The sequence below is a fragment of the Paenibacillus harenae DSM 16969 genome (assembly GCF_000422465.1).
In the GTDB taxonomy this organism is placed as follows: Bacteria; Bacillota; Bacilli; order Paenibacillales; family Paenibacillaceae; genus Pristimantibacillus; species Pristimantibacillus harenae.
This window is the reverse complement of record NZ_KE383842.1, coordinates 1,613,707-1,634,426: the sequence shown is the minus strand read 5'-3', so window position 1 is coordinate 1,634,426 and position 20,720 is coordinate 1,613,707. Positions and strand designations below refer to the sequence as shown.

At 51.0% G+C, this 20,720-nt stretch carries 20 protein-coding genes and 1 riboswitch; of the genes, 17 read left to right on the top strand and 3 right to left on the bottom strand.

Features of this window, described 5'->3' with window-relative positions; genetic code table 11:
- The first annotated feature begins 63 nt into the window (after nt 1–63).
- The 9 genes from H581_RS0118105 to thiI all read left to right on the top strand — a co-directional run bounded on the left by H581_RS0118105 (nt 64) and on the right by thiI (nt 10,027).
- Nucleotides 64–834 (top strand): DUF1836 domain-containing protein, encoded by a 771-nt coding sequence (locus H581_RS0118105; RefSeq protein ID WP_028611256.1) that lies wholly within the window; start codon nt 64–66, stop codon nt 832–834.
- Nucleotides 835–905: 71 nt separating this feature from the next.
- Nucleotides 906–990: riboswitch (cyclic di-GMP riboswitch) on the top strand.
- An 84-nt stretch (nt 991–1,074) separates the two neighbouring features.
- Nucleotides 1,075–2,829: a methyl-accepting chemotaxis protein gene (locus tag H581_RS0118100; protein ID WP_028611255.1), complete on the top strand. Its 1,755-nt coding sequence runs from the start codon at nt 1,075–1,077 to the stop codon at nt 2,827–2,829.
- Between the two features lie 279 nt (nt 2,830–3,108).
- Nucleotides 3,109–4,512 carry a sensor histidine kinase gene (locus tag H581_RS34405; protein WP_051250919.1) on the top strand — a complete coding sequence of 468 codons (1,404 nt, stop codon included), beginning with the start codon at nt 3,109–3,111 and terminating at the stop codon, nt 4,510–4,512.
- Nucleotides 4,505–5,203, top strand: coding sequence for a response regulator transcription factor (locus H581_RS0118090; protein ID WP_028611254.1), 699 nt, complete (start codon nt 4,505–4,507; stop codon nt 5,201–5,203). Before H581_RS34405 ends, H581_RS0118090 begins: the two co-directional genes overlap by 8 nt.
- A 75-nt stretch (nt 5,204–5,278) precedes the next feature.
- Nucleotides 5,279–5,965 (top strand): YwaF family protein, encoded by a 687-nt coding sequence (locus tag H581_RS34400; protein WP_051250917.1) that lies wholly within the window; start codon nt 5,279–5,281, stop codon nt 5,963–5,965.
- A 100-nt stretch (nt 5,966–6,065) separates the two neighbouring features.
- Nucleotides 6,066–6,668 carry a nitroreductase family protein gene (locus H581_RS0118080; protein ID WP_028611253.1) on the top strand — a complete coding sequence of 201 codons (603 nt, stop codon included), beginning with the start codon at nt 6,066–6,068 and terminating at the stop codon, nt 6,666–6,668.
- Between the two features lie 213 nt (nt 6,669–6,881).
- Complete coding sequence (locus H581_RS39335; RefSeq protein ID WP_028611252.1) at nt 6,882–7,559, top strand: lytic transglycosylase domain-containing protein; 678 nt, start codon at nt 6,882–6,884, stop codon at nt 7,557–7,559.
- A gap of 96 nt (nt 7,560–7,655) precedes the next feature.
- On the top strand, nt 7,656–8,804 hold the full coding sequence (locus H581_RS0118070) for a cysteine desulfurase family protein (RefSeq protein ID WP_028611251.1): 1,149 nt from the start codon (nt 7,656–7,658) through the stop codon (nt 8,802–8,804).
- A gap of 2 nt (nt 8,805–8,806) precedes the next feature.
- The gene (thiI, locus tag H581_RS0118065) at nt 8,807–10,027 is read left to right on the top strand and encodes a tRNA uracil 4-sulfurtransferase ThiI (RefSeq protein ID WP_028611250.1); all 1,221 of its coding nucleotides are present in this window, start codon (nt 8,807–8,809) and stop codon (nt 10,025–10,027) included.
- A gap of 25 nt (nt 10,028–10,052) precedes the next feature.
- Here thiI and H581_RS0118060 read toward each other — a convergent pair whose 3' ends face one another.
- Nucleotides 10,053–10,748, bottom strand: a complete 696-nt coding sequence (locus tag H581_RS0118060; protein ID WP_028611249.1) for a TerC family protein — start codon at nt 10,746–10,748, stop codon at nt 10,053–10,055.
- Between the two features lie 140 nt (nt 10,749–10,888).
- Between H581_RS0118060 and H581_RS0118055 the strand changes: the two genes are divergently transcribed.
- The 6 genes from H581_RS0118055 (at nt 10,889) to H581_RS0118030 (ending at nt 15,801) form a co-directional block, all read left to right on the top strand.
- On the top strand, nt 10,889–11,548 hold the full coding sequence (locus H581_RS0118055) for a TerC family protein (RefSeq protein WP_211231473.1): 660 nt from the start codon (nt 10,889–10,891) through the stop codon (nt 11,546–11,548).
- 170 nt (nt 11,549–11,718) lie between these two features.
- Nucleotides 11,719–12,201, top strand: coding sequence for a hypothetical protein (locus H581_RS0118050; protein ID WP_028611247.1), 483 nt, complete (start codon nt 11,719–11,721; stop codon nt 12,199–12,201).
- Nucleotides 12,202–12,242: 41 nt separating this feature from the next.
- Nucleotides 12,243–14,084: a translational GTPase TypA gene (typA, locus tag H581_RS0118045; protein ID WP_028611246.1), complete on the top strand. Its 1,842-nt coding sequence runs from the start codon at nt 12,243–12,245 to the stop codon at nt 14,082–14,084.
- Nucleotides 14,085–14,162: 78 nt separating this feature from the next.
- A complete protein-coding gene (locus H581_RS0118040) occupies nt 14,163–14,474 on the top strand; it encodes a YlaH-like family protein (protein ID WP_028611245.1) in 312 nt (103 codons plus the stop codon).
- Entirely contained in the window at nt 14,471–14,743 is a 273-nt protein-coding gene (locus H581_RS0118035; RefSeq protein WP_028611244.1) for a hypothetical protein, read from the top strand. Before H581_RS0118040 ends, H581_RS0118035 begins: the two co-directional genes overlap by 4 nt.
- 17 nt (nt 14,744–14,760) lie before the next feature.
- Nucleotides 14,761–15,801 (top strand): LCP family protein, encoded by a 1,041-nt coding sequence (locus H581_RS0118030; RefSeq protein ID WP_028611243.1) that lies wholly within the window; start codon nt 14,761–14,763, stop codon nt 15,799–15,801.
- Between the two features lie 266 nt (nt 15,802–16,067).
- Here H581_RS0118030 and H581_RS0118020 read toward each other — a convergent pair whose 3' ends face one another.
- Nucleotides 16,068–16,607 carry a YhcN/YlaJ family sporulation lipoprotein gene (locus H581_RS0118020; RefSeq protein WP_036719257.1) on the bottom strand — a complete coding sequence of 180 codons (540 nt, stop codon included), beginning with the start codon at nt 16,605–16,607 and terminating at the stop codon, nt 16,068–16,070.
- Nucleotides 16,608–16,729: 122 nt separating this feature from the next.
- Between H581_RS0118020 and H581_RS0118015 the strand changes: the two genes are divergently transcribed.
- Both H581_RS0118015 and H581_RS0118010 read left to right on the top strand, forming a co-directional pair.
- On the top strand, nt 16,730–18,061 hold the full coding sequence (locus H581_RS0118015) for a PhoH family protein (protein ID WP_028611241.1): 1,332 nt from the start codon (nt 16,730–16,732) through the stop codon (nt 18,059–18,061).
- Nucleotides 18,062–18,229: 168 nt separating this feature from the next.
- On the top strand, nt 18,230–19,519 hold the full coding sequence (locus H581_RS0118010) for an ABC transporter substrate-binding protein (RefSeq protein WP_028611240.1): 1,290 nt from the start codon (nt 18,230–18,232) through the stop codon (nt 19,517–19,519).
- 48 nt (nt 19,520–19,567) lie between these two features.
- On the opposite strand, the gene H581_RS0118005 is transcribed toward H581_RS0118010, so the two are convergent.
- Nucleotides 19,568–20,671 (bottom strand): coiled-coil domain-containing protein, encoded by a 1,104-nt coding sequence (locus tag H581_RS0118005; RefSeq protein ID WP_036718785.1) that lies wholly within the window; start codon nt 20,669–20,671, stop codon nt 19,568–19,570.
- Between the last annotated feature and the right edge of the window lie 49 nt (nt 20,672–20,720).

Here is a 20,720-nt window from a genome sequence, read left to right as displayed (position 1 = left end):
CTTCATTCTCGGGCATATGATGAGTTCATGTGAACTCGAACGCTATGGCGAGGAGGAACGGCGATGGAATCCTTTACGCTCACTCGAAAAGAAATGGCGTACTTGCTGCTGGCGCTTGCCGGAAAATCCGATAAGAAGCCGATTCAAGTTCTGCAATCCGCATGGAACAACACGCATAAAACCGATGCGGATAAGGGCGAGGTTCTTCCCGCCTTTTTATCAACGACGCTGCCCCCTATCATTGAGAAGCTGATCAAAGGAAGCGAGCTGAAAGGTTTTTCTCTGCATGAAATCGCAACGCTCGGACAGCTGATTGAATATTCCAATCTCTCGATCACCTCGATGCAAAACTGGGTAAAGCGGGATTTCAAGCCTTTCTTCGAAAGCCCGAAGGCAGGAAAGAAATATTCGCTTAACCAGGCAGCGCTACTGTTCATTATAGACGATTTAAAATCGAATCTTGATTTCGAATCCATTCGCAGGTTATTTGATATCGTATTCAATAAGCCCGAGGACGATTCGGATGACCTTGTCGGACCTATTGGACTATACGCCTCTTACACGAGCATGTTCGAAGAGCTGGATGCGAATAACGACCAGCTGCTTGATATAACCGGGCATCTGAAGGGAAACCCGCATCAGGAATTGTTAACCGAGCAAGTCCTCCGGTCAGCTGCCGATCAATTTGCCGGCATGCTGCCTAATTTAACGGCCAGGCAGCGGGAAGCGGTTCGCAATATTTTATTAGTTGCCGTCATTTCGATTCAAACGTCCTATTTCCATTCGCTCGCCAGGCGTTACTGCAATGCGACTTTATTTCTAATTCCTGATTGATATAGGGCTTAAGGGGTATACAAAATGGTTGAAATATCCTATACTTAATTGGATCATACGAAATATAGACATACTGGAAAAGGCAAACTTTCCGAAAGGAAAGGACGCAAAGTTATGGGCCTAAGGTGTTACTGCTATGGCTGCCAGACCGCCGGAAGGTTTTGAACGGTTTAATGCTGTCCGCCTCCTGTGGCTGGATAGCTTTTTTGTTTTTTTCAGAAAACAGAGGAGAGAGAAATTGTGGTTCAGAAGTTTGGTTTGGAGAAAATGGTTGGCCTCATGAAGAAGATGAACATGAGAAAGATTACGACGAGATTGCTTGTGATTACAGCGATTATTACGATTTTCAATGTGGGTGCAGGTATTTTCATTTATGTGCAAAATCTGTCGGTCGCCAAGGCGGTGAAAGACACGCAGGAGTTGACGAATATTGAACGAAATTATCGTGAGATTTCGAATGTCATTCTGAATTCAATCCTGCGGATGGTGGATGCGATCGAGAACGGCGAGAGCGATGCGGAAGCCATTATGGAAGAGATTAGAACGCTTCCGCCGCAAATCGATGAGCTGGAAAAGCAAATGCTCGTATTGGATCGGAAATATCCTGCTGAGGAAGACGGGCCGCTGTATGCTAACCAGGTTAACGTGATCCGGCTTGCGCTCGATAACCTGATCAGGACGGATACGGATGTGGACGGTCTGCGTGCCGAAGAGAAATCGCAGCGGGTATCGACTTTAATTAGTACATATACGATCATTCTAAGTTTTGCGAACGAAACGATCGATAGTCGTTTGACCGGGGATTCGAACGTCTCGAGGGAAGATCTGAATCACAGCGTTACAAGTGCCAATGTCATCGTGCTCATTAACGTAATCCTGTTAGCCGTCCTTCCGGCCTTAATGATTTTTGGCGTCACGCAGTCGATCAAGACGGGACTTGCCGGCATTACAAGACGAATCAACGCGTATGGCGGGAATGATTTTACAAGCCAAGAGCGTCTGGCCCGTTCGGATGAGTTCGGACAGATCGACCTGGCGTTGGCCGATATGGGGAATAATCTTCGCGACACGATTAAATCCACCTTGGCGGTCAGCGAGACCGTTCTGCATGTATCCCGGAATATGGATGCGATGATCGGCAGCAACCGCCAGGCGTCGGAGGAAGTAAGGGGGCAGGTCGATCTTGGCAGACAGGTGCTGCTGTCCCAGTACGACGATGCATCGTCGATCTCTGCGGTTACGGAGCAAATTTCGGCAAGTTCGCAGGAAATCGCGGCTTCAAGCGAATACATTAATACTGATATGCAACATATGAAGAATTCCTCCCGGAACGGCTCGGAGCATATGGCGGGCGTCGTTCGGATGGTGAACGAAACCGCCCATCAATTTGCCAAGCTGACGGAAGTGTTCGAAACGATGAACGACCGTTACGGCAATGTATCGAAGTTTCTGGCAGGCATTCAAGATTTGAACACGCAGACTAACCTTTTGTCGCTCAATGCTTCAATCGAATCGGCAAGAGCGGGAGAGCACGGCCGCGGCTTTGCCGTAGTAGCGGATGAAATCCGTAAGCTTTCCAGCCAGACGGACACCATTTCCAAGCAAATTACGAAAGAGCTGATGTTGATCCAGGGCGATGTGGAAGCTAGCAGCCGGACAATCGGAAGCTTCTCGAATGTCATCCATTCGACGCGCCAAGCTTCGGAAACGGCAAGCGCGACCTTCCAAACCCTTGAGTCCCAAAGCTCGGTGCTGTCAGATCAGGTAAGCGAGATTTCTACCGCCATCAGCGAGATTACGAAGGGGATGACGCATATCGTTTCCGCCGTCGATAAGCTGCTTCAGACTTCTTCCGACGTTAACGGTAAAATGGAACTAATGAGCGGGCTGTCCGGCAAGCAATATGACATCTCCGATGAGTTGCGCTCGCTGGCCGAACAGCTGACGTTATCGTCGAAAGAACTGAAGGAAAGCGCGTCCGTATTTAAGGTATAGTACATTCATCATTTCAACCGTCCGGCGGTTTGACCGGGCGGTTGCTTTATGTTGGCAGGCGGTTGCGTCCACCCGCAAGGACGCCGATAGGCGTTTCTGCCCGAATTCTAAGAAATGTAAGTTTCATACATAGATGTGCTTAGAATTTTCCGCGAAACGGTTGCGTCCTTTGACATGGGCGCCAATAGGAGTTTCTGCTCAAAAAAGAGGGATAAACGGGTAAAATGCCGAAATGAACGTTGAGAAGTTCTAACCATCGTACATCTAAGGAGACGTCATATGCTGTTCGTACTAATCGCACTATGGACGATCGCGGCCATCGTCTGGTTTTCGGACCGGAGAGCCGCCGTTAACCGATGGCTCGGTGCCGTTGCTTTCAGCGGAGGAGCAGGAGCGCTGGCGGCCGTCCTTGATCAATACATTCTGCCGGCCGCGGCGGATGCAGGCATGAATGAAGTGGCCCAGCAGCTGCTATACCGCTTGCAGGCGGCCGCTTCCGTATTTTCATATTATGGTTTGCCTTATGCTTTCGTATTGTTTGCGATCGCCTATCGGCCCGTCCGATTATCTGAGCGGCAGGGGCAGCTCATTCCTCTTCTGCTGCTCGTTCCCATTATCGGCTGCTTGATCTTTACCCCTCCATACAACGAGATCTATCCGATCACGTTCCGTGTCGTCGTCTGGTGGGCTGTTCCTTATATCTTGTACGGCACGGTGCAGGTGCTGCTGAAGCGTCAATTGTATGCTTCCTTTTCCCGTACGCATTGGATCGTTTGTTCAGCCGTATTGCCGCCGGTTATGTTCAGTATGGTGATGAATTACGTCCTGCCCAGCTTCGGCCATCTGCGGATGTGGGTCTATAATACTTGGATTGTGGGGCTTGGCGTAACGGTATTCGTGGTCGGTTTATTTACTTACGGCTTCATGGGCGTCCGCATCTTGGTCGATCGCCGCCGATTCGATACGACGCTGCGGGCTGTTACGTCAGGCACGGCGATCCTGAATCATGCCATCAAGAATGACGCCGGCAAAATGCGTCTATTCTCGGAGAAAATCAGGGCTTATGCGGTCGAGACCAATCAACGGGAGCTGTTAGCCGACATAGAGACGGTATTACACGCTACCCGCCATATGCAGGATATGCTGCAGCGGGTGCACCGGCGTACGGAGGATCTGGAGCTGCGGGCCGAGGCCGTCGATCTGTCCGAGCTTATTCGGCAGACGCTGAAGGCTTATGAGCCTGTGCTTGAGCATGTGAAGCTGCGCTGCGGGCTTGTTGAAGGCTGGACCTGTCTGATCGATCCCGCGCAAATCAGCGAAGCGCTCGGAAATCTTGTATCGAACGCGATCGAAGCGATGCAGGGCCGCGGCGAGCTGTACATTCATCTAACCGAAACGAAGCGGGAGTTGGTCATAGAGATTCGGGATTCGGGGCCGGGCATGAGCAAGAAGGAGACGGCGAAGGTGCTCGAGCCGTTCTATACGACCAAGAGCGGCAGCAGCGCGAATTTTGGCCTTGGTCTGCCGTATGCGTACCATGTCATGCGTAAGCATAGAGGGATGCTTATGCTCCGCAGCAAACCGGGATCCGGCACTTCCGTTTACATGACATTTCCGAAGAAAAAAGTTCATGCTGTGAGGAACCGCATTAACCGCAGAGAAGGGAGCAAGGTCAATGTCTAAAATTCGGGTATGGATCGTCGAGGATGATCCCGACTGGCTGCGCGGCCTTGTCGCATACTTAAATAAGGAACAAGATATGGAGGTCGTATGGACAGCAGACCGGGCGGAGATTGTACGATTGGCTTTATCGGATGACCAGCATGCGCCGCTGCCGGCGGACGTCATTCTGATGGACATCATGCTGGACGGCCGGCCGGAAGGGGTTATGCTCGCCGAGGAGGCTGCCTCCGCTACCGGCTCCCGCGTGATCATGCTGACGTCGATGGAAGAGAAGGAGCTCATCTTCCGGTCGTTTCAGGCGGGCGCGATCGATTACCAGATCAAATCCGACTTTGAAGCGCTGCCGGCGGCTGTTCGATCCGCGTATCGCAAGCAGTCGCCGATTAACGCGGCGGTCGCGGAACGGATGCGGGAGGAATTCCGCCGGCTGAAGCAGCTGGAGCGGGAGTTTGAAGCGAAGAAGCTGCATGACCTCATTACGCCTTCCGAGCTGCAGCTCCTCGACTTGATCGACCAAGGCTATACGCAGCCGCAAATTGCCGATAAGCTGGTCGTTTCCATTCGCACCGTCAAAAATCACGTGAATCATATATTAAAAAAGCTGAATCTCCCGGGCTCCCGCGAAGCGGCAAATAAAGCGAAGGAAATGGGCTTATTTCAAAAGCAGAATGACAATGATAGTACCAAGTAAAGTTGGTACTATTTTTTTTTGCCGCAATTTAACAAAATTGAAATAGAGACAGCGGGATGGAAAGGGGGAGAAGACGTGGATTTTGAACTTTTCTCGGCGGCGCACTTATCGGCATTGGCAGCCGCTTTGCTTGTATTTACAGGTATTCTCTTGCTCCGGAAGAGGCTTCGGCAGCCAAAGGCGAACAAAATTACGCGGATCAGTCTGGCGGCTCTGCTGCTTTGCTCCGAGGCTTCGCTCCAGCTCTCTTATGTACTAGATCGCAACTGGGAGGTTGCTTCATTGCCGTTCCAGCTGTGCAGCCTGATGGTCCTGCTGTCGGCGCTCACGTTGATGACGAATCATAAACGGCTGTACGGTCTTGTGTTTTTTCTTGGCAGCATGGGCGCGCTGCAAGCGATTCTCACGCCGAATTTAGATGTAAGCTTTCCCCAATTCCGGTATTTTCATTTTTTTATCGCCCACATCGGAATCATTGGCGCAGCCTTGTTCTTAATGGCCGTTGAACGTTACCGCCCGACTTATCGTTCCGTGCTGAGCGCGATGCTTTGGCTGCACGTGCTGGCCGTTCCTGCCGCCATTACAAATATCGTTACAGGAACGACGAACTTCATGTTTCTTGCGCGCAAGCCGTCCACGGCTTCACTGCTGGATTTTCTGGCACCCTGGCCATGGTATCTCTTGCAGCTTGAGCTGGTCGCTTTCGGCATTTGCATGCTGCTGTTGGGAGCTGTCAAACTGATCGGGCATATTTACGATTAGATGGGGAATAATGATTCCGTGCTCTTGACATTGTTTTATATAAATATTATAGTAACTATATTAAATTAAGTAATATATTAAAGGAGAGGCAGGAGAATCAATGACATCCCAACCCTTTTTGGAGGCAGTAAAAAACAGACGCTCGATCTATGGGATCAGCAAGGAAGCCGTCATTTCCGATGACAAAATCGTAGAAATCGTCCAGGAGGCCGTTAAGCATACGCCGTCTTCCTTTAATTCGCAAAGCACGAGAGTCGTCGTGCTGCTTGGCGAGAACCATAACAAGCTCTGGGACCTGACAACGGGAACTCTTCGTAAAATCGTGCCCGCCGACCAATTCGAGTCGACGGAGCAGAAAATGAACGCTTTTAAAGCCGGCTACGGCACCGTTTTGTTTTTCGAAGATAAGGATGTCGTCGACGGATTGATGCAAAGCTTCCCGTCCTACGCGCAGAACTTCCCGATTTGGTCGCAGCATACGTCAGGCATGCACCAATTCGTCATCTGGACAGCGCTTGAGGCCGAGGGCCTCGGGGCTACGCTTCAGCACTACAACCCGCTTATTGACGAAGAGGTCAAAGCAGCCTGGTCCATTCCTGATTCCTGGCAGATGGTTGCGCAAATGCCATTCGGCAAGCCGACGGCAGAGCCGGGCGAGAAGGATTTTAAACCGCTTGAGGAGCGCGTGAAAGTTTATAAATAATGCGATCTTAGAAGCTTTGCTTATAAAGAGCGGATCATTCCTCATTGCAGGCATGATTCGCTTTTTAATATTTTCTTATAGGCTGGCTTCGGTCGATCAGACAGGCTGGCTGTTTGGGCTAAAAACATGTACAATAAGAACCGATATAGATAATAGAACGTTTATTTTGATCTCGAATTCTTATTTTCATCGCAATCAGGCCGGGAGGAAATCATGAGTATCGATCCGCGTATTTTAAAAACATTGCTTCAGCTCCAGCTGGCGCCAGGCGCCAATATGCAATCCGCTGCCAACCCGTTGAATGCGTCTGCCGGCGACGGCTCCGCTTCCTTATTCGATACTTTATTGTCTCAATATATGTCTTCCGGCTTATTAGGCGGCCATTCTTCCGTATCCGTCGTACCCGCGGACGCGCTGGCGCAGCTGTCGTCTCTGAACGGATTAACGAACGTTTCGTACATAGGCGGCAGTGAAGCGGCAGAACGAAGCCCAAGCGAATACGATACCCTGATTGAAGAGGCTTCAGCGAAATACGGCGTGGATGCCGGTCTCATACAGGCGGTCATCCAGACCGAATCGGACTTTCGGGCGGATGCCGTATCCGGCGCCGGAGCGAAGGGCCTGATGCAGCTGATGGACGGAACGGCGAGAGGGCTTGGCGTTACGGATTCATTTGATCCTGCGCAGAACATTGACGGCGGCACGAAGTACTTATCCATCCTTCTTCGGAAATATAACGGTAATGAGCAGGTTGCTCTGGCAGCTTACAACGCCGGACCGGGACGCGTCGACCGCGCGGGAATCCGGACGAATGAGCAGCTGACAGCAAATCTAGAAGCGCTGCCGGAAGAGACGCAGCGTTATGTCGCTAAGGTATTGCAAGTTAGATAACAAAAGCGGCAACAAGATCACGATCCTGATTTTCTGCGCTTTTTTGCAGAGGCGGTCGCTGATCTTTTTCTTTTTGAAAAGGGGGATACTACGGATATGTTATATTTTGACCACTGCGCTTCAACGCCGCCTTACGACGAGGTCGTGCAGACGATGATGGAAGTGATGCGTTCGGAATATGCGAATCCGTCATCGCTCCACCTTGCGGGTACAGCCGCTGACAAACTGATTGAGCGGTCGCGCGCGGTAATCGCAAGCCAGTTACAAACCAAAGCCGGCTCCTGGATTTTTACGGGGGGCGGGACGGAATCGAACAATCTGGCGATTAAAGGCGCGGCGAGGCAGTATGCCGGCAGGGGACGGCATCTCATCACAACGCAAATCGAGCACGCTTCGGTATACGAAGCATTTGCCCAACTGGAGCAGGAAGGCTTCCGCGTAACTTATTTGCCGGTCAGTGAATCCGGCCATGTCACCCCGGAGCAGGTAGAGAAGGCTCTTACGGACGAGACCATCCTCGTCAGCATTATGCATGTCAATAATGAGATCGGTTCCGTGCAGCCGATTGGCCAAATCGGCAGTCTTCTGAAGCGGCTGCCGAAAGTGATATTCCATGTCGATGCGGTACAAAGCATAGGCAAGCTGCCCTTGCAGATTGAGGAGTGGGGGATTGACCTGTTGTCCGGCTCGGCGCATAAGCTTCGCGGACCGAAGGGCGTCGGTTACCTGTATATGCGCGACGGCTTGTCGCTGCATCCGCTGTTTACCGGCGGAACGCAGGAGTTCGGATACCGGGCCGGCACGCAAAATGTTCCCGGCATCGTCGCATCAGCGAAGGCGCTGCGCATGTCGATGGAATCGATGGAGGAGCGGCAGCGGCGAATGCTCGGGCTAAAGCGGCAGCTGATCGGAATCATCGCGGAAATTCCGGAGCTGAAGGTGAACGGCGGAGAGCCCTCGGCCGCGCACATCCTTCACTTCTCCTATCCCGGCATGAAACCGGAGGTTGTCATCCACATGCTGGAGCAGCATGGTATAATGGCATCAACGAAATCGGCTTGCTCATCGAAGGACAATAAGCCAAGCCGCGTCCTGCTTGCCATTGGCGCCAGCCTCGAACAGGCGTCGGGCGGCATTCGGATCAGCTTCGGCGACGAGCATCAGGAGCGGGATATCGCGGAGCTGGGCGCTGCTCTTCGCCGCATTGTCGGGCAATTAAAGCCGCTTGAGAGGAGATTGACCTAACCTTGCTTTATGATCAAATTGTATTGCGTTACGGCGATTTAACGATGAAAGGGCGAAACCGGAACCGATTCGAGAAGCGGATGATCGATCAGGTCAAGCAAGCGCTAATCGGATTTGGACCGGTTACGTACTTTAAGTCATATGGGCGATTATACGTGAAGCTGAACGGGCTGCCCTATGAACCAGTGGCGGACCGGCTGAAGGATTTGTTCGGCATTATTTCAGTCAGCCCCGTCATGAGCACGGAGCTGGAGCTGGAGAAAATACAAGCCGCGGCCGCAGCCCTGATGCAGTCTATCCCGGATAAGCCCGCCACCTTTAAAGTGAATGCCAAGCGCGCCTGGAAGGCATACCCGCACACCTCGCAGGAGATGAACCATCTGGTCGGGGGTTACGTGCTGCGTTCCATGCCTGAACTCAAAGTAGACGTGAAGAAGCCCGACGTGGAACTGCGCGTAGATATCCAGGAGGAAGCGGTCTATCTCTATTACGAGGTCATAACGGCAGCCGGCGGCTTTCCTTACGGCTCTAACGGGAAAGCGCTGCTGCTGCTTTCGGGCGGCATCGACAGTCCGGTAGCGGGGTGGATGGCGCTGCGCAAAGGATTGGAGCTGGAGGCCGTGCATTTCCACAGCTATCCGTTCACAAGCGACAAAGCGAAAGACAAGGTGATTGAGCTGGCGAAGCGGCTTTCTTATTACAGCGGTGAGCCGATCAAGCTGCATCTCGTGCCTTTCACGGATCTCCAGACAAAGATTGCCCAGTCGAAGAACGATAACCTGATTATTACGCTTATGCGCAGGGCGATGCTTCGAATCACGGAGCAGCTTGCGCAGCGTAGCGGCGCGGGCGGAATCGTCACGGGCGAGAGCCTGGGACAAGTAGCTAGCCAGACGCTGGCCAGCATGAACGTAATCGGAAGGGCAACCGGGCTGCCGCTTCTCAAGCCTTTAATTATGATGGACAAGCAGGAGATCATTGACGTGGCCGTGCGGATCGGAACGTTCGAAACGTCTATCCTTCCTTATGAGGATTGCTGCACCTTGTTTTTGCCGAAGTCGCCGAGCACGAATCCCAACCTCAATATCGTTATGAAGGCGGAGAAGCAAATGCTTGGTTATGATGAGCTGATAGCGGCGGCCGTCGAAGGTACGGAGGAGCTGATGCTGTCAGCGGCTAGTCAGACGGCCGTACAATCAGCGGGGGAAGACAGCTGGTTTTAGCCGAAGAAAAAAAGCAGGAATCCCGTTAGTGGGATTCGCTGCTTTTTTGCCTTGCCGCCTGCCTGCGCGAGTTGGTAAACCAACCGGCTGCAATCGTAAGGATAATGGCAACCACGACAAAAGACCAATAGATTACCGGGTTCGTCTCAAAAAACTCTTTGAATGATTTCTCATGCGTAATCATCTTAGCAGCCGTATAGGCAAGAACAGCCGATCCGACATAAACGATCCATTCAAAGCGGTTGATGATCTTGATGAACAGGGTGCTTCCCCATACAACGATCGGTACGCTGATAATGAGACCAAGAATGACAAGCACCATGTTGTTATGCGCTGCGCCTGCTACCGCAATGACATTATCGATGCCCATTGCCGCATCCGCGATAATAATGGTGCGAATCGATTGCCACAGCGTATTGCCGGCTTTCACGTTGTCATGCGAATCATCCTGAACCAGCAATTTGTAGGCTATCCATATAAGCAATAGACCTCCTACCAGATTAAGCCACGGCACATTTAGAAGCTGAACAACAAGCAGCGTAGCGATGATCCGGATACCGACTGCACCTACCGTACCCCAAATAACAGCTTTCTTCTGTTGTTCCTTCGGCAGATTGCGAGCTGCCAGCCCTATGACAATGGCGTTGTCTCCAGCCAGAATGAGGTCGATGAAAACGATAGTCAACAGAGCGGTGAAAAACTCAGCCGAGAATAAATCCATTAGATGTTTCCCTCCTCTCTAAACAAGCACTTCTTGAAGTCTACAATAAATACGAGCCTTCGGGAAGAAGGATTCAATTTTTTTTTTGGACATATTCCCCACAGCTTGTTCATACAGCTGATTAGAGGGGGGGATGCATCATGGACAGCGTCATTATTTTTATCCAAATTATTTTAATTAATGTACTGCTGAGCGGAGATAACGCAATCGTCATTGCGATGGCCAGCAGTCATTTGCCGCGGGAGCAGCGCAAGAAAGCCGTGTGGTGGGGGGCGCTTGCGGCGGTTGCGCTCCGCTGCGCGCTTACGGTCGCGGCGATATCGCTGCTGCAGGTTCCGTATTTGCAAGCAATCGGAGCGCTGCTGCTATTTTATATTGCGGTCAAGCTGCTTGCGGACGCGGGCGGACATTCGGGGCGGCAATCGGTGAAAAAGGCGCAAACGATCGGCCAGGCCATCTGGACGATCGTCGTAGCCGATTTCGTCATGAGTCTGGATAACGTGCTTGCGATCGCCGCGGTCGCGGAAGGAGACATCGTCCTTATCCTGCTCGGAATCGCGCTTAGCATCCCGATGATCATTTGGGGGAGCCATCTGCTCGGCAGCCTGCTGCAGAGGTTTCCTGCATTATCGTATATCGGGGCTGCGCTGCTTGCCTACGCCGCAGGAGAAATGCTCATGAACGATCCCGGCCTGGACAAGCTGTTATTTCACAGCTCGAAGACGCTGGCGGAGGCGATACCGCTGCTGTCTGTGCCTCTTGTCATTGCGCTGGCGATCATAAAAAGAAAGCCGGCTTGACGCTGTTTAGGATACGAACCGTTCACGCAAAATATAGCGGAGCGGTTTTTTTTGCGCAAACTCATGCTTCGTACTGGTATTTTTGGTTCAGTTCCATTAAACTAGTATAGATAAAAACTGTCGTCTTTCGTTGAAATATGCGATAGGCGTTGTAAGGAGCGGAAGCGCGCATGTCTAATAACAAATATTCCGCTGGAATCATTTTGCTGTTAGCCGGGGTCGTTATTTTGCTTGGCAAGTTAGGTGTGTTCAGCTTCTTGGGGGCTATCTTCTGGCCGCTGCTCGTCCTGATTCCCGGTTTATTGCTGCATGTGCTTTATTTCGGCAGGCTGGTTCCGGCAGTTGTCCTTGTCCCGGGCGGAATGCTTATCGTCCATGCCTTGCTGTTTATCGTTTGTAACCTATTTGGATGGGATAGCTTGAAATATTTGTGGCCGCTGTTTATTTTCGGAGTATCTGCGGGCCTTTACGAATATTATTTGTTCGGTTCATCCAGAACGCGAGTTGTGCTCACGGCTTCGATTGCGCTTGCTGCCGCATCTGCCGTGTTTATCATTCTTCCATTTTTGTGGAGCTGGGGGATATATGCGATTGCCATAGCGCTCATAGCAGCAGGCGCCTGGATGATGCTGGGCAGACGCAGACGTTGGTAGAAAATCTATAAATAAAAAACAATTGGAGTGGATTACTAGTTATGCAAGCAAGAGAGAAATTACGGAATATCGCCATTATTGCCCACGTTGACCACGGCAAAACAACATTGGTCGACAAATTGCTTCAACAATCCGGAACGTTTCGCGAGCATGAGGCGGTACAAGAGCGCGCGATGGACTCGAACGATATTGAACGGGAACGCGGAATTACGATTTTGGCCAAAAACACGGCGATTAATTACAAGGATTATTTGATCAACATCGTGGATACGCCCGGACATGCCGACTTCGGCGGCGAGGTAGAGCGGATCATGAAGATGGTCGACGGCGTGCTCCTGGTCGTTGATGCGTTCGAGGGCTGCATGCCGCAAACGAAATTCGTGCTTCGCAAGGCGCTTGAGTCCAAGCTTACGCCGATCGTAGTCGTCAACAAAATCGACCGTCCGAACGCCCGGCCGTCGGAAGTTGTGGACGAGGTGCTCGATCTGTTCATCGAGCTCGGAGCCGATGACGACCAGCTTGAATTCCCTGTCGTTTTCGCCTCGGCGCTCATGGGTACTTCCAGTCTGGATCCGGACAAACAGGACGAGAACATGGAAGCGATGTATGAAACGATTGTCAGCCATATCCCGTCGCCCACCGAGGACGTGAATCAGCCGCTTCAATATCTGGTTACGCTGCTTGACTATAATGAGTACTTGGGCCGCATCGCCATCGGCCGCGTTAACCGCGGAATCATTCGCCAAGGCCAGACGGTTGCCGTCATGACCCGCGAAGGCGCTGTGAAGCAAGCCCGTATCGAGAAGTTGTTCGGTTTCCAAGGCTTGAAGCGGATTGAAATTGAAGAAGCCGGCGCAGGCGATATCGTAGCGGTTGCCGGTATTCGCGAGATTAATATCGGAGAGACGATCGCCGATCCCCAGAAGCCTGAAGCATTGCCGGTTCTCAAAATCGATGAGCCGACGCTGCAAATGACATTCCTTGTGAACAACAGTCCGTTTGCGGGTCGTGAAGGCAAATGGGTAACTTCCCGTAAGCTTCGCGAGCGCCTGTTCAAAGAGCTTGAGACGGATGTGGCGCTTCGCGTCGATGAAACGGACAGCCCGGACGCTTTTATCGTATCCGGCCGCGGAGAGCTTCACCTTGGAATTCTGATCGAGAACATGCGCCGCGAAGGCTTCGAGCTTCAAGTGTCGAAACCTGAAGTCATAATTAAGGAAATTGACGGGCAGAAGAAAGAACCTTACGAGCGCTTGCTTATCGACCTTCCGGAAGAAAGCATGGGAGCGGTCATGGAAAGTCTCGGTACACGCAAAGCGGAAATGGTCAACATGATTAACAACGGAAACGGCCAAGTGCGCCTGGAATTCATTATTCCGGCTCGCGGCTTGATCGGATACCGTACGCAATTCCTGACGATGACGCGCGGTTACGGCATCATGAACAATGCGTTTGACAGCTACGGACCGCTTGCGGGCTCTAATGTCGGAGGCCGTCATCAAGGCGTGCTGGTTGCGAGCGAGAACGGTACGTCAACGTTCTACGGCATGATGGGCGTAGAAGACCGCGGCATTCAATTCCTGGAGCCGGGTACTGAAATTTACGAGGGCATGATCGTCGGCGAGCATACGCGCGAGAACGATATTATCGTTAACATCTGTAAAGTGAAGCAGTTGAATAATATCCGTTCAGCAGGCAAAGACGATACCGTTACTTTGAAGAGTCCCCGCCTGTTCTCCCTGGAGCAAGCGCTTGAGTATTTGAACGATGATGAATACTGCGAGATTACGCCAAAGTCGATTCGTCTTCGCAAAAAAATATTGAACAAAAGCGAGCGCGAGCGTGCCGAGAAGCATCGTAAAACCGCTCAAGCCGGCGTGTAACAAACGATTTAAGACGAACGTAAGGCTTTGCGGCAGCGCAAAGCCTTGCGTTCTATTTACAAAAGGGAGGTACGCTGCATGCAAGCATGGCTAAGTGATCATAAGCTGGTCTCTTATTTGCTGATACTGGGCTTTACGATCTACATATTCAATAAAGTGTTTCGCGCTCAGCAGAAGCTGCCGTTATTAAAAGAAATTGTTGTCTATATCCTGATTGCTTTCGGATCGTTTATTCTCATGATATTGCAGGTCGATAAGCTGCCGATTATTCAATGCATGGGGGTGGCGGTAATTATGATGCTGATGCTTCGCGGCCGTCAATTGTACGACAAGTGGAAAGGGAATAAATCGGCAGATCCGGCGGCGCAGAAAGCGGAATCGGGGAAATGAGGCTCGAAGACGCTTTGTTCAACTGGCTTCAGATCAAGCTGGTTGCGGCTGCCCGTCCCGATGATCAAGCGGCGCTTGATACGGCCCAATTTTTCGAGCAAATATTGACGGAGGATCACGGGCTTGGAGACTTTGCGATCGCGAAGACGGATGAGACGATGATCCATGTGAAATATGTGAAGGATGGACGCCCGAAGCTGCAGCTGTTCCCGCGGGAATCGGCCGAGCAGCTTCTCGCGGATATTGAAGCGAATCCCAAATACAACTGAGCTTGAAGGTGGAACTTATGAGTCAAGGATCAGCATTGCCTCCAAGATCGGGGGGCCGTCAAACGCCGAAGCAGAAAAAGCAAAAGCCGCGAAAAAAACGTTCGTTTCTGAAAATGTTTTTCTTTACCATATTTGGCCTTTTACTTATTACGGCTGGCATTCTCGCTTACCTGGTGTTAAAGATAGATGACGCGGTCGAGACCATTGGCGTAGACAACGATACGGTCGTCATACCGGCAGGCGAATCCGTAAAGGATAAGCCGGTCGCGCTTGTGCTGATGGGTCTTGATTCCCGATCCCATGGCGGCGGCTTGAATACGGATGTTATTATGGTTGCCGCATTTAAACCGAATACGAAGACCGCTACGGTTGTTTCCATCCCGCGGGATTCAAAGATAGACGTCGAGGGTTATAGGGAGCGTAAAGCCAACAGCTTCTACGCCGACTTCTATAGCATGGCGCTGAAGAACGGCTTGGAGAAGGAAGCGGCTTATGCCGATGCGAAGCAGGAAGTGCGGACGGTGATGAGCAAGCTGTTCGGCATTGAGGTAAAGTATGCGGCGGTCATCAACTTCCAAGGCTTCGCCGATGTAGTCGATGCGCTTGGCGGCGTTGAAGTGGATGTCGATATGCGGATGAAATATACCGATTCGCAGGACGGGACGAATATTGATCTGCAGAAGGGCTTCCAAAAGCTAAACGGCGACCAGGCGCTTGATTTTGTCCGTTACCGCAAATCGAACGACGGCAAGAACATGTCGAGCGACTTCGACCGGAACAGACGGCAAAGCGAAGTCATCGGCGCTTTAACGGATAAGATGAAATCGCTCGGCGCAGCTCCGAAGATCGGCAACGTCATTGAAGCGGTCGGCAACAATTTGACGATGGATATGCCAAAGGGTGAAATCACTAGCATGATGAAGATATATTTCGGGATGAGCCGCAGTGATATTACATTTATACCGCTGGAGGGAAGCTGGAGAAGCCCGTACGTATATCTGGACGAAACGAAGCTAGATGAAGCGCGGGCGGCGCTTCAGGCAAATATGGCTGAATAACCATAGACGATCTCTAATATTATGGATATAATGATGCTACAGAGGCCATTTTGAATTCTGTTCAGAAGGAGGTCATGTGGAATGACCGAATCCGTAACAGCAAGCTCCGTCCAAATGGAAAATAACATAGAAGAAAGCAGCGGACTGTACATGTGTACAAGTTTCCGCCGCTGTGAAAGAGCCTGGTGATAAACTCACTAGGCTCTTTGTGTCTTTCGGGGCTGTTTACGATTTCTTTATATTTAAACGACTGCCGATGCGAACAATCACAATTTTTTATTTAGCTTTGGAGCATCCTGCTGCTCGGGCTCCTGCGGCATAATATCGCGCGGCAGCTGCGGAACGAGCCGGCCTATAATATCCGCCATTTCTTCAGCAAAGCCGGCGATTGGCCTTCCGCGCCTAATATCGGCGCCAATCTCATTCAGCCGCTGGGCCAGATCTATGTCAGCTGTGACAAGCGCATCCACGCCGTACGGGTCTTTGCGGAATGCCTCGGCAACGGAGTATTTAATGGTGCCGACTCTTGATCGTTCCATTTTGGCGTCTACATCGATGCCCACTATGGCCGTATTTCCGAATACGACGCAATGAGCGTTCGTAACGCCGTTAATTCCTCTGGCCAACTGCTCCAGATGTACCGCAACCTGCTCCGAATTTTGAATTTCTTTTTTGCGGGGTTCGGTTTGCTGAGCTCTTACGTTGCCATTATTTTGCGGAGAGGGTGATGTGTCATTCCGTGCAACGGTAGTGCAGCCAGTCGCAGCAAACAATAAAATAAGGATTGACGCCAGCCATTTATGCATGCGCATGTTAGCCACCTCTTTTTCGTTGAAAATAAGTACATTGCTTGTCCGCCATAGTGTAACCGCAGTTTAGCAGGGTTATGTATGTATTCTAATGATTATCCAACGCCGGGAGGGTTCTCATGAAAAAAATATTCGTGCTCGATACTAATGTGCTGCTTCATGATCCGCAAGCGATTTTTGCTTTCGATGATAATGAGGTCATAATTCCCGCTGTCGTGTTGGAGGAAATTGATTCAAAGAAAAGATTGGCGGATGAATTGGGACGAAATGCGCGTTCGGTATCACGTCTGCTTGACAAGATGAGAGAAAAAGGGCATTTGCACGAAGGGATCGAGCTTCCGGGCGGAGGCTTGCTCAAGGTTGAGTTAAATCATCGCAGCTTCATGCGCGTGCAAGAGATGTTTGGCGACATGTCCAATGATAATCGGATATTGGCGGTAGCGCTGAATTATCATATAGAGCAGGAGAATGAAGAGGAGAAGCGCAGCATCGTTCTTGTCAGCAAGGATGTTCTTGTAAGAATAAAAGCTGACGTGCTCGGTCTACAAGCACAGGATTATTTATCGGATCAAGTCGTGGTATCGTCGGATTTTTATGCAGGTTATATGACGTTGTATGTTCATCCGGCCGTTATCGACGAATTTTATACGTACCGGTTTCTGACTGTCAATAATTTGCATTTGTCCACACGGCTAAATTCGAATGAATTCGTGATCCTTCGCGATGAAATGGGAACGTCAAAGTCTGCGCTGCTTAAGGTTAGCCTGGACGGCGTAAGGCTTGAGCCTCTGTTTCTCAGCAATGATCCGATCTGGGGGATTACGGCGCGCAACGCGCAGCAGCGTATGGCGCTTGAGCTGCTCCTCAACGATGATATCCCGCTCGTCACCTTAACGGGCAAAGCCGGAACGGGCAAGACGCTTCTGGCGCTCGCTGCAGGCCTTCTCAAAACGGAGGATGAGCATAAGTATAAGAAGCTTCTTATCGCGAGGCCCGTCGTTCCAATGGGGAAAGATATCGGATATTTGCCGGGCGAGAAGGAAGAAAAGCTGCGCCCATGGATGCAGCCGATTTATGATAATCTCGAATATTTGTTCGATACGAAGAAATCGGGCGACATCGACAAAATACTGATGGGGATGGGGAGCATTCAGGTTGAGGCGCTGACCTACATCCGCGGAAGATCGATTCCGGGACAATTTATCATTATCGACGAAGCGCAGAACCTGACGAAGCATGAGGTCAAGACGATCGTCTCGCGCGTCGGCGAAGGCAGCAAAATCGTGCTGATGGGCGATCCGGAGCAAATTGATCATCCGTATCTCGATTCCATAAGCAACGGACTGACGCATATCGTAGAGCGGTTTAAAGGGGAAGGAATAAGCGGTCATATGACGCTTGAGAAAGGCGAACGCTCCAAGCTGGCACAACTCGCCGCCGATCTGCTGTAAGAGAAAGCTTCAGTTATTCGTCTCCCTTGTCCTTCAAGGGGGATTTTTTTATGTGTTCTTGGCAAGGATGCCGATAGTCGCTGCTGCTTGCAGAAGTTCATTTGGACAATGAATGGAAATATTGCTATCCTGTGTGTAGTAGGTCTTTTGGACGAAAGGAAGAATGCCGTGTCTCCCCGAAAATATGCGCCGCTCATCATTGGAGCTCTGCTGCTGGCAGCTTTGCTGCTTATACAATTTTCCCGCAATGCGAATACGGCGAGCATTGGCAAGACGGACGGCCAATCAGCCGATCAGCCGGCAAGCGGCGAGCTCGTCATAGAGCAAAGGTCGGAGATTCATGTAAACGTTTCCTTGCCGCCGGATCAATACAGGGAGCTATCAGAACTAAATCAAAATTTCATGTTGAAATTTCCCTATATTCAAGTAACGCTCAATAATGAACCTGCGGTGGATAAGGCATATGAGTCCTGGAAGCTGGACAGCCAGCGGGGAGAGGCTGCAGATATTATGCTGCTTGATAACAGCTGGGTAAGGCCTTTCGCGGTACGGGGGTATTTGCAATCCGCGGATAACGCCATGTCGGGGGATACGCTCACCGACCAATTGGCGGGGCTGCTGGATCCGTTGAAATGGAACGGCTACTTGTGGGGAGTGCCGAAGGATGTGAATCCTTACCTGGTGGTCTGGAACGGCGCGCTGCTGTCGCAAGCAGGGCTTAAGGCTCCGCCGGGCGACTGGCCGTCTTATCAGGAAGCAGCGGCCAAGCTGATTGAAATAAATGCGGAGACGCGTATCTTGAATTGGAGCGCCGGTGATCTGCGGCAGCAGCTCGTATGGCTTGCAAACTTTCAAACCGACCCAGCCGGTCTCATTAACTTATTCAAGTTCAATGAAGCGCAAATTAACCAGCTGAAATGGATTCAGTCGATGGGCAGCCATGTCAGCCGGATTAACGCGGAATCATCGGCGGAATTGAATGAAGCGTTTCTTGCAAACAAGCTGCTTGCTGCGGTCTTGCCATGGGAGACGTTCGAGAAATTCTCGAAAGGCGTGCAAGATATGCTGATGATTGACCGGAATCATATCCCTTTTCCGTGGTTGAACGGTCACAGCTACGTTATGTCTTCCTCAACATTGGCGGAGGAGGAAGCGATTCTGTGGATTCAGGAGATGACGGGAATTCAAAATCAGCAGAAAAATTATGACCGGTTCGCGAAACTGCCTGCGAGCGCCTCGTTATATGCTTTAAACGGCAGCATCCAAACGGAGCAATCGCATACCCCGCCCGCCTGGTGGGAAACGGTACTGAATACGAATCAGCCCGCCGATCATATTCCGTTCCCTGATCCGCTTTGGCCCGAGAAATGGCAGTTCCGGGAAAGCGCGTGGAGGAACTTCTCCCAAGACGGATTTCAAATCGACGCCTTTGTTCAGGCACTGCTTCAGAGCCCGTGACGCAAGAAGAGACTGCTTCAGGATAAAAACCGGCAGTCTCTTCTTCGTTTACAGCTTAAGGCTAAGCTCGATAACGAGCTTGCCGTCCTTCATCTCCACGGACTTCGCTTTCAGGAACGAGACGATCAAATCGGGATAGAAGCCCAGATCAAATTCCCTCTCGAGCGCTTGGCGAGTCGTGTCCGGCAAGGTAAATCCATTAAATATAAGCTCGTCTACATGAAATAGGATGGCGTTTTTCGGTTCATTTACAATCGTATAATGGCCGGTGATCCGGATTTCCATATTGTCGCGCTGTCCTTGGGCCATAACCGCGCCTTCGGAAAATTCGAAGGAGAAATGCTTGAAAATTTCATTTTGCTCCTGCAAAAATACATTGATGTCATTCTCGGGTACGGTTATCGTATATTGAAATCCATCAATCTGCAGCAGCTGCTTATTGTCCTGTATCCAGCTAGGGAGCTTCTGCATCGCTTTCGACAGCGCTTGAAAATATTGCTTCACCTCGTCGATCCCTACGGATTCCCAGAAGGAGGTAAGCTCTTTCATGAGTAGCCGCAGCTTATCCGCATCGGAGCGACCGGCCAACTGCTCGTCAAGCTGCTGTTCAAGCAATAATACACGTTCCCGCTGCGTCTGCAGCTGTTGTTCGATAAGGGTAAGCTCCTGCCGACGCGACTCAAGCTGCTTGTAGCCGTCTTTCACTTTTCTGTATTGCTCGACGTACGCTTTCAAGGTATGCTTGTCATGCGAAAATAAAAGCTCCACATAATCCAGCATTTGAAACAGGTCGGGCAAGGAGTCAAAAGAAATTAACGCAGATAACAAAAAATCCCGTTCACCCATATAATAAGCGCGCAGGACGCTACCGGCTTCATCCTGCTTGTCCGAAATTTGCCGCTCCTGCAGTCTTAACTGCCGGTCGGCATCTTCCATTCTGGCAGCGAGCTGGTTTTTCTGCTCTTGTATGCGAACGATTTCCTTGTCGATCTCTACGACGGACAAGCTTTTCTCGAGCAGCGCATGCAAATCGTCTTCTTCCGGCTGAGGTTCGGCTGCTGCGGGAAGCCGAAGGATAAGTAACAAAGCGAGCAGCAGAGCAGCGGCTTTTTTGACGATGCGGTTACGCTTGGCGGTTTCGACCAATGGCATCCTCCCTCCTCAGCATTCATTTTATGCGGCAATGAAATCTATTATATCT